11 protein-coding genes and 1 pseudogene are annotated in these 13,089 nt (G+C 59.3%); 5 read left to right on the top strand and 7 right to left on the bottom strand.

The window, feature by feature from the left end; genetic code table 11:
• Positions 1 to 7 precede the first annotated feature (7 nt).
• The 4 genes from AT302_RS00100 to AT302_RS00085 form a co-directional block, all read right to left on the bottom strand.
• The gene (locus AT302_RS00100) at positions 8 to 1,132 is read right to left on the bottom strand and encodes an SAM-dependent methyltransferase (RefSeq protein ID WP_058376655.1); all 1,125 of its coding nucleotides are present in this window, start codon (positions 1,130 to 1,132) and stop codon (positions 8 to 10) included.
• A 38-nt stretch (positions 1,133 to 1,170) separates the two neighbouring features.
• A complete protein-coding gene (locus AT302_RS00095) occupies positions 1,171 to 2,004 on the bottom strand; it encodes a DUF1295 domain-containing protein (RefSeq protein ID WP_058376654.1) in 834 nt (277 codons plus the stop codon).
• A gap of 123 nt (positions 2,005 to 2,127) precedes the next feature.
• The gene (locus tag AT302_RS00090; RefSeq protein WP_058379989.1) at positions 2,128 to 3,003 is read right to left on the bottom strand and encodes a DMT family transporter; all 876 of its coding nucleotides are present in this window, start codon (positions 3,001 to 3,003) and stop codon (positions 2,128 to 2,130) included.
• 204 nt (positions 3,004 to 3,207) lie between these two features.
• A complete protein-coding gene (locus AT302_RS00085; RefSeq protein ID WP_058376653.1) occupies positions 3,208 to 4,101 on the bottom strand; it encodes a LysR substrate-binding domain-containing protein in 894 nt (297 codons plus the stop codon).
• A gap of 167 nt (positions 4,102 to 4,268) precedes the next feature.
• Here AT302_RS00085 and AT302_RS00080 point away from each other — a divergent pair, with 167 nt between their 5' ends.
• Both AT302_RS00080 and AT302_RS00075 read left to right on the top strand, forming a co-directional pair.
• A complete protein-coding gene (locus AT302_RS00080; RefSeq protein WP_058379988.1) occupies positions 4,269 to 4,862 on the top strand; it encodes a hypothetical protein in 594 nt (197 codons plus the stop codon).
• A gap of 18 nt (positions 4,863 to 4,880) precedes the next feature.
• Entirely contained in the window at positions 4,881 to 5,720 is an 840-nt protein-coding gene (locus AT302_RS00075) for an MBL fold metallo-hydrolase (protein ID WP_058376652.1), read from the top strand.
• Between the two features lie 71 nt (positions 5,721 to 5,791).
• Here the strand turns inward: AT302_RS00075 and AT302_RS00070 are convergent, their stop codons facing one another.
• The 3 genes from AT302_RS00070 to AT302_RS00060 form a co-directional block, all read right to left on the bottom strand.
• Entirely contained in the window at positions 5,792 to 7,336 is a 1,545-nt protein-coding gene (locus tag AT302_RS00070) for an amino acid permease (RefSeq protein ID WP_058376651.1), read from the bottom strand.
• A 587-nt stretch (positions 7,337 to 7,923) separates the two neighbouring features.
• Positions 7,924 to 8,301 (bottom strand): DUF3775 domain-containing protein, encoded by a 378-nt coding sequence (locus AT302_RS00065; protein ID WP_157125641.1) that lies wholly within the window; start codon positions 8,299 to 8,301, stop codon positions 7,924 to 7,926.
• A gap of 462 nt (positions 8,302 to 8,763) precedes the next feature.
• Complete coding sequence (locus tag AT302_RS00060; RefSeq protein WP_058376649.1) at positions 8,764 to 8,997, bottom strand: hypothetical protein; 234 nt, start codon at positions 8,995 to 8,997, stop codon at positions 8,764 to 8,766.
• 672 nt (positions 8,998 to 9,669) lie between these two features.
• Here AT302_RS00060 and AT302_RS00055 point away from each other — a divergent pair.
• The 3 genes and pseudogenes from AT302_RS00055 to istB all read left to right on the top strand — a co-directional run.
• Positions 9,670 to 10,269 (top strand): annotated as a pseudogene (locus AT302_RS00055) (recombinase family protein); the annotation flags it as partial.
• 114 nt (positions 10,270 to 10,383) lie between these two features.
• Positions 10,384 to 11,889, top strand: a complete 1,506-nt coding sequence (gene istA, locus AT302_RS00050) for an IS21 family transposase (RefSeq protein ID WP_058379935.1) — start codon at positions 10,384 to 10,386, stop codon at positions 11,887 to 11,889.
• The gene (istB, locus tag AT302_RS00045) at positions 11,882 to 12,679 is read left to right on the top strand and encodes an IS21-like element helper ATPase IstB (protein ID WP_058376310.1); all 798 of its coding nucleotides are present in this window, start codon (positions 11,882 to 11,884) and stop codon (positions 12,677 to 12,679) included. The genes istA and istB overlap by 8 nt, the downstream gene beginning before the upstream one ends.
• The last annotated feature ends 410 nt before the right edge of the window (positions 12,680 to 13,089 follow it).

Below are 13,089 nucleotides of genomic sequence, written 5' to 3'. Positions count from 1 at the left end.
TCCGTCGTTACTTCGCGAGGCGGCGCGATGCACCAGCCTTCTCGAACAGGTAGTGACCCACGCCCCATTCGTTACCCTTCGCGTATCCGAACAACTCGGCGACGGCCATGTAAAACATGCGCCACCGTTGCAGCCAGACACGGGCGTCGGGGCCATAGCAGGATTCGAGAATCGGCAGAATCCGGTCACGCACCGCGTCGAGCGACGCGAGCCATTGGTTGGCGGTGCGCTCGTAGTGCTGCCCGTTCAGCCACCATTGATGCGTGACGCGCAAGTCGTTTTGAAAGCGCAGCAGCAGATCCGCCGACGGCATGGTGCCGCCCGTGAAGAAGTGTCGCGACATCCAGTCGGTACCGTCTTTGTTCTCGAAGTGATAGGCGAGGTGGCGGTGCGCGAAGATGTGCACGAACAGCTTGCCGTCGTCGTTGAGCCAGCGGGCGATGCGGGCGAGCAACGCGTCGTAGTTCTTCATGTGCTCGAACATTTCGATAGAGATCACGCGGTCAAAGCCAGCGGGCACGGTGTTGTCGAATTCGAAATCGACAACGTTGCCGGTCACGATGCGCAGGTTCTTCAAGCCGCGTTGGGCCGCGACGGCTTCGATTTGCTGACGCTGTCCTGCCGAGTTGGAAAGTCCGACGATGCGTGCATAGGGGTAGCGCGCGGCAAGCCACAGCGAGAGCGATCCCCAGCCGCAACCGAGATCGAGAATGCGTTGTCCGTCTTCGATGCCGGCGCGCTCGGCGTAGCAAGCCAGCATGGCGTCTTCCGCTTGTGCGAGCGTTTCTTCACCGGTCGGATAAAGACAGCACGAGTACTTCATCGCCGGTCCGAGATGTGCCGCGAAGAACGCGCTCGGGACTTCGTAATGCTGGACATTGGCCGCCGTGGTCTCAATCGCGATGGGGCTGGCGCGGAGCTCGGCAACGAGCGCTTCGAGGGCCTGCGCGCTGCGCTCGGCATCGTCGGCGTGTTCGTCGCGAAGGCGCTGGCGCATCAGGGCGCGCATGGCGGCGCGCAACAGCACGTCGGGTATGAAACCCCGTTCGCACAAACGGATGAGTCCGGACTCGTCGGTCGCAGCAGCGGGCTTCGACGTGTCAGCAGGTGGCTGCGTGAGGATCGCGGTCATGGGAGCGGACTCCGGCGGGCGAGTGGATTGGGCGGCGGTCATGATTGGCGGCCTGATGGGGATGAGGGGGGTGTTGGGGTCGTGTCCGTGCTGGACGGCTTCGAAGACTTCGGCGGCCACGGCACAAGCGCACTGGTGGTGCGCATGTATTCGCCATAGCCCGGCCGTGTTTTCACGAGGCGTGCTTCGAGCATCGGGACGCCTGAAACCTTCAGCAGCAACACCGCGATCAGCAGCGGCGGCAGCAGCGTGAGCCAGCCCCACGGCAAGCCCAGCGACAGCGCGGCATAAGCGCACCAGTGCACGCATTCGAAGAAGTAGTTCGGATGACGCGAATAGCGCCACCAGCCAACCCGGCAGACCTGTCCGCGATTGGCCGGATCGGCCACGAAATGCCGCAGTTGGCGGTCGGCCGATGCCTCACCGATGACGGCAATCAGCCAGATGACGATGGCCGCCGCGAGGGCGATCCATGACGGGGTTTCCGACTGAAACGCCGGGATGAAGAACGCGACCGACAACGCCATCGAGATCACGGCCTGCAACTGGAAGAACCAGAACATGTTGCGGTTCGCCGCGTCGCCCCATTGCTCTCGAAACTGGCGATAGCGGGGGTCTTCCGGTTGGCCGTGGTTTCGCTGCCAAAGGTGGTGGCCGAGGCGCAGCCCCCAAAGGCCGCCCGCGACGAGCACGAACACCCGGCTGACGGTGGCGCCAGTACCAAGGACAGCAGCCAGCACCGCGACCCCGGCCAGCGACGCCGCCCAGACGGGGTCGACCATCCCGGCGTTGTGCGTGCGCAATTGGCGCAGCCACGTCCCCGTGAAGATGGCGATCAGTGCGACGTACGCGAAGGCGGCAGCGAGCAACATGCGAGCTCCGATGGCGGTATTTCCCCTCTATACGAACGGGGGCCGCCAACGGATGCAGATGTCGGGAGAAATTATCGGATGAGACTGTCGATAGAAGAAGGCTAACGACGAGCGCTGGCGGCCTCAGGCGTTCTGGTGGCGGGGTTTCCGGGGAGGGATCGTCATGGCGGCAACGCCCGCGACGACACATCCCAGCCCTAGCCACGCGGACGTCGACAGCGATTCCCCAAGAAACGCGATGCCGATCGCCACGCCAATCGGCACCCGCAAATAGGCCTGCGCCGTGGTGCCGACGGAACCAAGCGTCTGCACGAGCCGGAAGTAGATGACGAATGCGACGGCAGTCGAAAAGATCGACAACGCGAGCAGCGCTATGAGGGACGCCGCAGACGGGTGAAGCGTCCACGGACGGTCGACGACCAGACTCACCGGCACGAGCAAGACCGCACCAACGATGAGTGAGCCCGCCGCCGGTGCCGCCGGAGAAAGCCCTTTGAACGATCGTCCATAGATCGCGGCTGCCGCGTAGCAGACCGTTGCCAGCAGGATCGCCAGTTGCGGGATTAGCTGGTGACCGAGTCCGTCGAACGCACTGACGCCTACGACGAGGCAGATACCGGCGAGGCCCGCGATCACGCCCAAGCCCTTGCGAAGGGTGATGGGTTCATGACGGGTGAACAGCCACGTGCCGAGAAACGCGAGGACCGGGGAAGCGGAGTTGAGGATGGTGGCGAGGCTGGCGTCCACCGAGCGCTCCGCCCATGCGATGAGCGTGAACGGGACGACGCTATTGAGCAGCGCCTGCACGAAGAAGCGCCGCCACACGGCAGGATCGCGCGGCATGGGAACGCGTTGCAAGCGCATCCATAGCAGCAGCGCAGTGCCTGCGATCAGCGTTCGCGCCGCGATGAACGTCACCGGCGGGATGGTGGCGACGCCGATCTTGATGAACGTGTATGACGCGCCCCAAAGCGTGGATAGCGTCAGCAGCAATGCCATGTCGATGGCGGTGTTCGGTGCGCTCGTGGTGGTTTGCAGTGGCTGCAATTCGGGTGCCTCGGCGTTGAGTCGGGATCGGATCGATCTGGTCGATTAGTTCGATGAGTTCGTCGAGGCAATTGTGTGAGCGGCGCGAGGCGGGACGTTTTGGCTTCAGGTGAAGTGTGGGATACACGTCGAGCGCGAAGCCGAAGACCTCCGGTTTTACACCGCCAAGCCCCGGGCTTCATCCAGCAGCCATTTCGCAAACGCCTGCATCGGCGGCTCGCTCAATTCGATCGGTTCCGGCAGCACGAGGCAGAAGGTCTTGGTAATCGCATTCGCGTCGGGCCACGGTGCGACCAGACGACCTTGCTCAAGCTCCGTTTCAACGTAAAGACGCGGCACCAACGCGACACCCAAACCGGCGAGCGCGGCTTCAATCAACATCGAATGAAGATCGAACCTTGCGCCCACCGCCGAGTTGGTCAGCAAGATGCCGGTCGCCTGCGCGTAACTCTGCCACGCGTCGGGGTTCTGACGGCGGTGAAGACGCGGTAGTGCGTCGAGCAACGTGTTCGGCCCGGCTTCCGCAAGAAGCGCCGGGCTGCACACTGGCACCAGCACCTCCTCCAGCAGGGGATGCAGATGCATGCCGGCCCACGCCGGATGGTCAAAATGAATCGCCGCGTCGAAACCGCTTCCCGCGAAGAGGAAGGGCTCCATGCGCTCTGCGATATGCACGGTGACGTTGGGATGCTTGTTCTGGAAATGCTTCAGGCGCGGGATTAACCAACGGGTAGCGAAGGTCGGACTCGCGGCGATATCGATGCTCGCGCCCTCGATGGGTTGGCCCATCAGATACAGGCTGTCGCGTTCCAGTCGATCCAGCGTCTCGCGCACCTGCACCGCGTATCGCGCGCCGTTCGGGGCAAGTCGCACGCGATTTCCAGCACGCTCGAAAAGCGTGACGCCCAGAAACGCCTCCAATCGGGCGATCTGGCGGCTAACAGCGCCTTCGGTCAACGCTAGCTCATCCGCCGCACGGGCGAAGCTGCCGTGTCGGGCCGCGGCCTCAAAGGCTTGGAGCGCGGAATTGCTTGGGATCTTGCGTCGCATGAGGGTCTCGCGGATTGGCCTGTGCGCGATGTCAGCTTGATCAAACATCACTGAAGGCTGACTTTATATCGATGTGAAGGCCGAAAGCATCAGATTAGCATTACGTTAATGCAATGAGCATGCGTTTTCTCACCGGCGAATGCTCATCAGTCACTAAGGACCATCTGATGCTCTATACCGTGGAATGCAGCTTCGCCGACGCCGAAAGCGAAGCCGAATGGAATGACTTCTACAGCCTTGAAAAGCTGCCCGCGCTCATCTCGGTCACGGGCTTTCACACGTCGCAGCGCTTCAAGGCGATCAGCGACGGCTGCCCCGTTTATCTGGCCATCCACACGATTGATGGGCTCGATGTTTTGACGGGCGAGGAGTATCGCCGGAAGGGCGGCGGCAACTTCGCGAAGTGGCAGGAACACATCACGGATTGGCATCGCAATCTGTATGACGGCATTGGTCTTGCCCCGGCGGTGAATGACGACGAGATTCTCGCGCTTTGTGCGACTGGGCCTGAGCCGCTGATTCAAATGGGGCTTAAACCGCTGGCCATGCACGCCGTTGCGCTGGAGATGTTTCCGGTGCGACGTTGGCTTGCGGTGTTGCCTCGGAAGGACGCGCAGCGTGTCGAGTCCATCGCGGAAGGTGTCCATCTTTACTTGCCGATGACGGCGCAACTGACAAGCGCCTCGCCTCGTGTTCTGGCGATTGCGTCGGACGCTGACGCGCCAACGTCCTTAACCCCAAACATTCACCCCCGCGATTAGTCGTTCTGGAGCTGCCCTGTGTCCAACCTTATCTTTCCCAGTCAGCAACTCGGGGAATTCACGATTACCGCCGTCAGCGACGGCTATCTCACCGCCAGCCTCGACTTCCTCGCGAATATCGAGGCCTCGGACGCCGCCAGAATCCAGAGTGATGCCGGACAGAAGGCGCCCGACGCGGTGCATATCAACTGTTACGTGGTGCGCGGCGCGGGCCGCACTATTCTCATCGATGGCGGGGCGGGTGGTATCAAGCAATGGGGCGGCCGATTGAAAACCAACTTGATGCTTGCCGGCATCGAGCCGTCTTCGATCGACACCATTTTGTTGACTCATGCGCATCCGGATCATGTTGGGGGGCTGGTGAATGCCGACGGGGCAACTGCCTTCCCGAACGCAGAGCTTGTGGTGCATCAGCGGGAGATCCAGTTCTGGCAGGACGACGGCAACCTGAGTCGGGCCAGCGAGCGGGCACGCGGTAATTTCCTGATCGCGCGTCAGGTCTTCGACGGCTATCGCGAGAGAGTTCGTACGTTCGATGCCGGCGATGTGCTGCCGGGGATCAGCGCGATGCCGCTACCGGGGCATACGGACGGGCACACCGGTTATCTCATCGAATCCGGTAATCAAGGCGTGCTGGTCTGGGGCGACATCGTTCATTTCCCGCATATCCAGATTCAACGGCCTGACGTGACGATCGCCTTCGATCAGGATGCGACGATGGCAGCCGACACACGATCACGGCTTCTGGATAGGGTCAGTTCGGAGGGCTTGATGATCGCCGGGATGCATCTGGGCGAACTAGGCTTCGCGCGAATCAAGCGAACAGGCGGGGAGTACGGGTTGTTTTACGAGGCGTGAGATTTAAAAAGAAGGGCATTGAGTATCAAGGCCCTTCACTTTTGTTGCAACGGCAGTGGTACTGAAACGCGCTATGCGATTTCGGTAGCCGCGCCAGACGCCGGGGCCTCTGCGCGGTTGCGTGCCCGCGCATCCGGGAACTTCATCTCACGGTACTTCACGAAGCGCGATCCTTTCACCAGCCGGTAGCCCGCCCAAATCACAAGGAACAGCGGAATGCCGATGTACGTCGCGACCACGCCGCCCCAATCGATCTTGTCTTGCAGGAACGCCTGATAGTTCTGGCCCAGCGTGATGATCAGACACAGCACGAACGCGAAGATCGGACCGAACGGGAAAAACGGCGACACGTAGGGCAGATTGGCCAGATCGTGACCCTGCTTGATATAACCGCGACGGAACCGATAGTGACTGATCGCGATGCCCAGCCACGCGATGAAGCCCGTCATGCCCGAGGTGTTGAGCAGCCAGATATAAACAGCGTTGGGACTGAACACGAAGGTAAAGAAGCACAAGGCCGCGACAGTGGCCGTCGCCAGCAGCGCCCACATCGGCACGCCGTTGCTTGAGATGCGGCCGAAAATGCGCGGGGCCTTGCCATCGCGCGCGAGGCTGAAGAGCATGCGCGTCGCCGCGTACATGCCCGAGTTGCCCGCCGACAGGATCGACGTCAGCACCACCGCGTTCATGACCGACGCTGCGCCCAGCAGCCCGGCACGCTCGAAGATCAGGGCGAACGGGCTGACGCTGATGTCGCTCACGTCGTTACGCAGCAGATGCGGATCGGTGTACGGGATGAGCAGGCCGATCACCAGAATTGCCGCCACGTAGAAGAGCAGAATGCGCCAGAACACCTGACGCACAGCGCGCGGCAAATTGCGTGCGGGGTCTTTGGATTCACCGGCGGCGATGCCGATGAGTTCGGTGCCCTGAAACGAGAAACCGACGACCATCGCCACGCCGATCAGCGCGGCGAAACCACCCGCGAAGGGGGCATCGCCCACGGTCCAGTTAGCGAGGCCACCGGTCTCGCCGCCACGAATGATGCCGAGCAGCATCATGACGCCCATCGCCACGAAGGCCAGCACGGCGACGACCTTGATCAGCGCGAACCAGAATTCGGCTTCACCGAAGCCGCGCGCCGAGAGCGCGTTGAGACCGAAGGTGATGGCGAGGAACAACGCGCTCCAGTAGACGCCCGGTATGTCGGGGAACCAGTACGCCATGACCAGTTGCGCGGCGACCAGATCCACCGCGACGGTGACGGCCCAGTTGTACCAATAATTCCAGCCCAGCGCGAAGCCGAAGCCTTCTTCGACATAGCGCGCGCCGTACGTCGAGAACGAGCCGGACACCGGCATGGCAGCGGCCAATTCGCCCAGACTGGTCATCAGGAAATAGACCATGATGCCGATCAGCACATAACCTAGCAGTGCGCCACCGGGGCCCGCCTGCGCGATGGTGGCGCCGGAGGCCACGAACAAGCCTGTCCCGATCGACCCACCCACCGCGATCATCGTCAGGTGGCGCGCCGACAGCGTCCGTCGCAGTTCGCCCGGGGCAGAAGCCCCCGCCTTGCCGCCCTCGCGGTGCGGCTCGTGTTCCGATGGTGCCAACGTCTTGTTCCTTTGGTGATTGATGTGATCTGATCGATTTGACGTGATCGATGTGCAGCGATCAACGCGAAACGATCATTGCGTCCAGATACAGAAAAGGCCTTGAATGATCAAGGCCTTTTCAATTTCCGTCCCGCTTATGTCTTACCGGTTCGATACCAAAGCAGGCCAATTGCACCTGCATTGTCGTTACGTCGAACCGTCGTGAAACGGTGGCGCCAGTTGCACACACTCTGGCGCCTTGGGGATGCGTAGGGCGCCAAAGACGACGCGACTACGAGTTTAATAAAAACAATGAGTTATTACCGTAAGCGCCAATAGGTGGGCCGACAGCAGACCCAAAATTTTTGCGACTGGCCTACCGGACCGCCACAGTAGTCGCACATCCGCCTGAAGCGGATGTTGACGCTGCGACTCGTTCGACGCCTCGTTGCGGCGCGACTCCGCGGGTCTCACTTCCACCCTTCATCGCCGCTTAGGTCGTGTGTTGGGAGACGGGCGATTACGATGTGTTGAAATCAAAGGGAACGCTCGGGTCACGCAGAACGAAAATCTCACGGACGGACGAAGTGAAGCTGTCTCCAATGCTACAGCCCCAGCCGCTTGAGACGCTCGATACCGTCGGGCAGATACTTCGACAAAGGCTTTTGCGCCAAATACAGAACGGCTGTCGCGTTCATTTCAGCGGCGGCGAGTTTGCGCGCCCTTTGAAAATCATCACCGGCGTCGCCCCGACCGAAATACATCAAGGCCATGATGTAGGCCAGTTCGGGCTTGGTAAGCCTTTCGAGAACAGCGATGGTGGGATTGGGGCTACTGCGAAGGACGGAGGCAACGGCCTTCGCGCCCGAGGAGTCGTTGCCTCCAAACGTGATGACTTCGGGATACTCGTCGTCTTCACGATGGCGATGTTCGGCGTCGAGCCGCACTAGATTTTCAATAGTTTTGCGAAGCTTATTGTCCAAAACGGGTCCTTTTTATGAGACGGTGGACGCCGTTCTGAAGCCGGCCCCACCGGATGGCGGAAACTGCATGCTGGTAGTAACGATGTGACGAAAATTCGCCCCCTGCCGACTCGCCGGTTTGTCTTTGAGCCGCAGTGCGCGGGTTTAGGATTTTACGCGACTTCCCGCCTTTGTGCTATCAGAAGCGGCCTGTCGAGCGCTTAGTGCAGACTCGGATTGGGCTCTAGGACGTTGCCCGCTTTAGGCGATAACTGGCATCGTCCATTAGATAATCGCCGAAAAAGAAAAAAGCCTTGAATATCAAGGCCTATTCTCCTTCGCACGCCGCCAAAGGGTTACTGCTTTGGCACGGCGGTATGTCAGTCGCGTCAACTTCGTCGCACAGTCGCAGAACTGTGGCGCCAAAGCTGACGCACACTCACCTCTCGACGGGACTACTGCCCCCCGTGATTTGGTTCCTCGCTAGCCGCCCACAATTCGATCGTCAATTGCGAGGCATGCTTCAGAAATGAGCATTGCTCGGATTATGGGCAACGTATCCTCCTTGGGCAGCTTCATGTGCTTGACCTCAAACGGCGTGATGAGCTCAACCCCGTCAAGCGGGGTAATCACTATCGTGATTCTCCACATCGAAGGGTCTTCGTCGATTGAAATTTCCATTTCGCAGCCACGGTAAACTCTGCTGATTGCAGGCATGGCGCAGCTCCTCGACACAAAGTTTGAAACAGCGAAGTAGTTCGCGGCTCGAGGCCTAGTCTCTGGTGCCATCCGCGACGGGGCACACGGAGCAAATCATGAGAGCAAGCCGACGCTGCGTTTACTGTGGCGCAGATTTCACCCCGCGCCCAAACATACCCGATCAACGCTACTGCTCCTCCGCGGTCTGCCAACGGCAACGGCGTTACGAGTGGCACAAGCGGAAGTTGCACACCGATTCTGACTATCTGGTCAACCAGCAGCGCGCCCAGTCAGACTGGCAGGCCCGACACCCCGATTATTGGCGAAATTATCGTCGATCGCATCCCGAATATTGCCAACGTAACAGGGAGCTTCAACGGATACGGAACTCAGAACATCACACATCCGCGATTGCAAAAATGGACGCGTCACCCGTCTCTGTCGAACTACTGGAGGGCCTGTACCTGATTAAATTCGTTGGCGCTTATGACTTTGCAAATATGGACGAATACCTTGTACAGATAACCGCCGTTCGAGCCTTGCGAGGGATCACGTCAGGCTTGCAAAGAGATGACCAGTAAATTTTCGCGGTGTGTCTGCTAATGTGATTTCATAGCCGCTCGCCGTCGATCCCGCTATACGCAGGAACTGCGAGCAATCGTTGCATGGTTATGGTGTTGGAACCAAGTCATGTCGTCCGATCGAAAAACTCCATCAGCGCCAACACCGGGAGAACGTCTGCACGCGGCGGAGTACGTGCGCATGTCCACCGAGCATCAGCAATACTCGACAGAAAATCAGCGTGAGCGAATCCGAGAATACGCAACGCAACGTGGGCTCACGATCGTCCGGACCTACGCTGACGAGGGCAAGAGCGGCTTGAAGATTGACGGTAGGCAAGCGCTGCAGGAGCTCATCAGCGACGTCGAAAACGAGAGGGCGGATTTCGACACTATTCTCGTCTACGACGTTAGTCGATGGGGACGATTTCAAGATTCAGACGAAAGTGCGTATTACGAGTACTTGTGCCGCCGCGCTGGCATACAAGTGTTGTACTGTGCAGAGCAATTCGAGAACGATGGATCTCCCGTCTCCACTATCGTAAAGGGCGTTAAGCGGGCGATGGCAGGTGAATATAGTCGAGAGTTATCAGCGAAAGTTTTCGCTGGACAGTGTCGACTAATCGAGCTGGGGTACCGGCAAGGTGGTCCCGCAGGTTTCGGTTTACGACGCGTTTTGATCGATCAGCATGGGGTGATCAAAGCCCATCTGGAACGCGGAGAACATAAGTGTTGATGTGCACCAAGAACTGACCCTTTGAGGGGTGTAGTTTTCATCGAAAATTGACCCACGTGATTCAATGTCCTGCTCAACCTTTGAGCAGGAGATACCAAGGTGATCACGGTGGGCATGCTAGCCAAGATCAGGCGGATGTATTTCCGCGAGAAGGTACCGCTGCGAGAGATTGCGCGACGCACGGGCCTGTCCCGAAACACGATTCGCAGCTGGCTGCGCCAGACCGATGCGGTCGAACCCCATTACCCCAAGCGAATCAGCCCCAGCGTCATCGATGAGTGGGCGGAGCAATTGAGCTGCTGGTTACGCACCGACAGCCATCGGCCAAAGCGTGATCGCCGTACCGCTCGCTTCATGTTTGAGGCAATCCATGCACAGGGCTACGCCGGCAGCTACGCACGAGTGAGCGCCTTCGTGCGGCACTGGCACGAGACGCAATCCCAGGCACCACGCACCAAAGCTTACGTGCCGTTGGCTTTCGATCCGGGTGAGGCGTTCCAGTTTGATTGGAGCTGCGAGTATGCCTTCGTGGGAGGCTTGCGCCGGCGGCTCGAGGTCGCCCACGTCAAACTCAACGCCAGTCGCGCATTCTGGTTGGTTGCCTATCCCACGCAGAGCCATGAGATGCTATTCGACGCACATGCTCGAGCTTTTGCAGCATTTGGTGGCGTGCCTCGGCGAGGGATTTACGACAACATGAAGACTGCGGTCGACAAGGTCGGCCGAGGCAAAGAGCGAGCGATCAACGCCCGCTTCGAGGCGATGTGTGGCCACTACCTCTTTGAGCCCGAATTCTGCAATCGCGCTGCCGGTTGGGAGAAAGGTATCGTCGAGAAGAACGTGCAAGATCGGCGACGACAGATTTGGCATGAAGCGGCCGAGCATCGATGGGAAACACTTGCGACGCTCAACGAGTGGGTTGCCGACCAATGCCTATGCGCGTGGCAAGGCAAACACCCGCAGTGGCCTGAGCTCACCATTGCTGACGCGTTGCAAGATGAGCGCACGAAGTTGATGCCCAACCCTAAGCCATTTGATGGATATGTTGAGCAGACGCTACGCGTCTCCTCAACGAGCCTGATTCACTTCCAACGCAATCGCTACAGCGTGCCATCGAATCTGACCAATCAGGTCGTTAGCGTGCGCTGCTACCCGACATATCTGAGCATCGTTTCCGAAGGGCAAGAAGTCGCCCGACATGAGCGTAGCTTTGATCGATACCTCACTTTTTACGATTGGCGCCACTACATCGACTTGGTGGAGCGAAAACCCGGTGCACTGCGCAACGGAGCACCGTTTGCGACGATGCCGGTGCCGCTGCAGCGCTTACAGCATTACTTGCTCAAGCATCCCGGTGGCGACCGGGTTATGACGCAAGTACTAGCGGCAGTACGTGACCACGGTTTAGACGCTGTGCTGACTGCCGTAAAAATGTCATTGGAGTCAGGTCGGCCGAGTGCCGAGCATGTCATCAATGTGCTGGGCCGGCTCAAAACGCCAGTCGGGCCGTTACTGCCCGCACCAACCAAACTGCACCTGACCGAAGAGCCCTCAGCGGATGTCGATCGCTATGAGAGCCTAAGGCCCAATGCCCCGGAGAATCGCCATGTCTAATGACATTACAGCTCAGCTCAAGGGTTTGAAGTTGCACGGCATGGCAAGCAGTTGGCCGGAGCTGCTCGCACAATCCAGGCACACGGAGTTTGATCCGGAGCGTTTCATGAAGCAACTGCTGATGGCTGAGACGGCAGAGCGCCAAGTCCGATCTATTGCCTATCAAATGACTGCGGCTCGTTTCCCGGCACATCGCGATCTCACCGGATTCGATTTCGACCAAGCGCACGTAGATGAAATGCTGGTGCGAGAACTACATGACCTGGCGTTTCTCTCCAGCGCACACAACGTGGTGTTTATCGGCGGGCCCGGTACCGGCAAGACGCATTTGGCGACTGCGATAGGCATCCAAGCGGTGCAGCGCCAAGGCAAGCGAGTTAGGTACTTTTCGACAGTGGAACTGACGAACGCGCTGGAGCAAGAGAAGGCTATCGGCAAGCAAGGCCAAATAGCGCACAAGCTGATGTACGTGGATATGGTGATCCTCGATGAGCTGGGCTACCTGCCATTCAGCCAGACGGGCGGTGCACTGCTATTTCATCTGCTCTCGAAGCTGTACGAGCACACCAGCGTGGCGATAACGACGAATCTGAGCTTTAGCGAATGGGCCAGCGTATTCGGGGACGCAAAGATGACAACTGCGCTGCTCGACCGGGTGACGCATCACTGCCACATCGTAGAAACGGGCAACGATTCCTGGCGTTTCAAGACCAGTTCGGCCAAGTCTCGGGTATCGCGGAAAAAGGCCCCCAAGGGCACGGAAAATGACGACTTATCCACACAGAAGTAGATGTACTAGGCTGATTGGGGGTGGGTTAAATTTCGATGAAAATCCCGGGTCAAGATTTGGTGAAAATCAACACCACTTCGGCAACGAGCAGCATCATCTCTTCGACCAGGCTTTCAAACTGCAGAGGCTTTGGGGCCTTTCTGCTGGGGAATCGCCCTCGAACGCCTCGGCCCGAGACTGTAACGATCCGGCGCGGGCGGCGTGTTAAAGGAGGGGAAATAGCGGTCTTCGATTTTCTAGGCACGAGCTCTCTCCGTCGCGTCTCGATATGACGCTCACGTGGTTGGTTTGCACCTCGGTTCCGACAATTACCGCGCGGGAGCGTATGGAATTGCGGACGAACGCGGTCAAGGATTCGATCGGAATTGATCAAATCCCTCCAGGTGCAAACTGAAGAGGAAAAGAAGGGC

It is taken from the genome of Pandoraea norimbergensis, assembly GCF_001465545.3.
Taxonomy (GTDB): Bacteria; Pseudomonadota; Gammaproteobacteria; order Burkholderiales; family Burkholderiaceae; genus Pandoraea; species Pandoraea norimbergensis.
This window is presented reverse-complemented; position numbering and strand designations above follow the sequence as displayed.

Bases quoted from the DNA above. Each gene is read 5' to 3' on its own strand.
- AT302_RS00100 (WP_058376655.1), bottom strand. From the start codon at position 1,132: ATGACCGCGATCCTCACGCAGCCACCTGCTGACACGTCGAAGCCCGCT.
- AT302_RS00060 (WP_058376649.1), bottom strand. From the start codon at position 8,997: ATGCCTGCAATCAGCAGAGTTTACCGTGGCTGCGAAATGGAAATTTCA.
- AT302_RS00080 (WP_058379988.1), top strand. From the start codon at position 4,269: ATGCTCTATACCGTGGAATGCAGCTTCGCCGACGCCGAAAGCGAAGCC.
- istB (WP_058376310.1), top strand. From the start codon at position 11,882: ATGTCTAATGACATTACAGCTCAGCTCAAGGGTTTGAAGTTGCACGGC.
- AT302_RS00090 (WP_058379989.1), bottom strand. From the start codon at position 3,003: ATGGCATTGCTGCTGACGCTATCCACGCTTTGGGGCGCGTCATACACG.
- AT302_RS00095 (WP_058376654.1), bottom strand. From the start codon at position 2,004: ATGTTGCTCGCTGCCGCCTTCGCGTACGTCGCACTGATCGCCATCTTC.
- AT302_RS00085 (WP_058376653.1), bottom strand. From the start codon at position 4,101: ATGCGACGCAAGATCCCAAGCAATTCCGCGCTCCAAGCCTTTGAGGCC.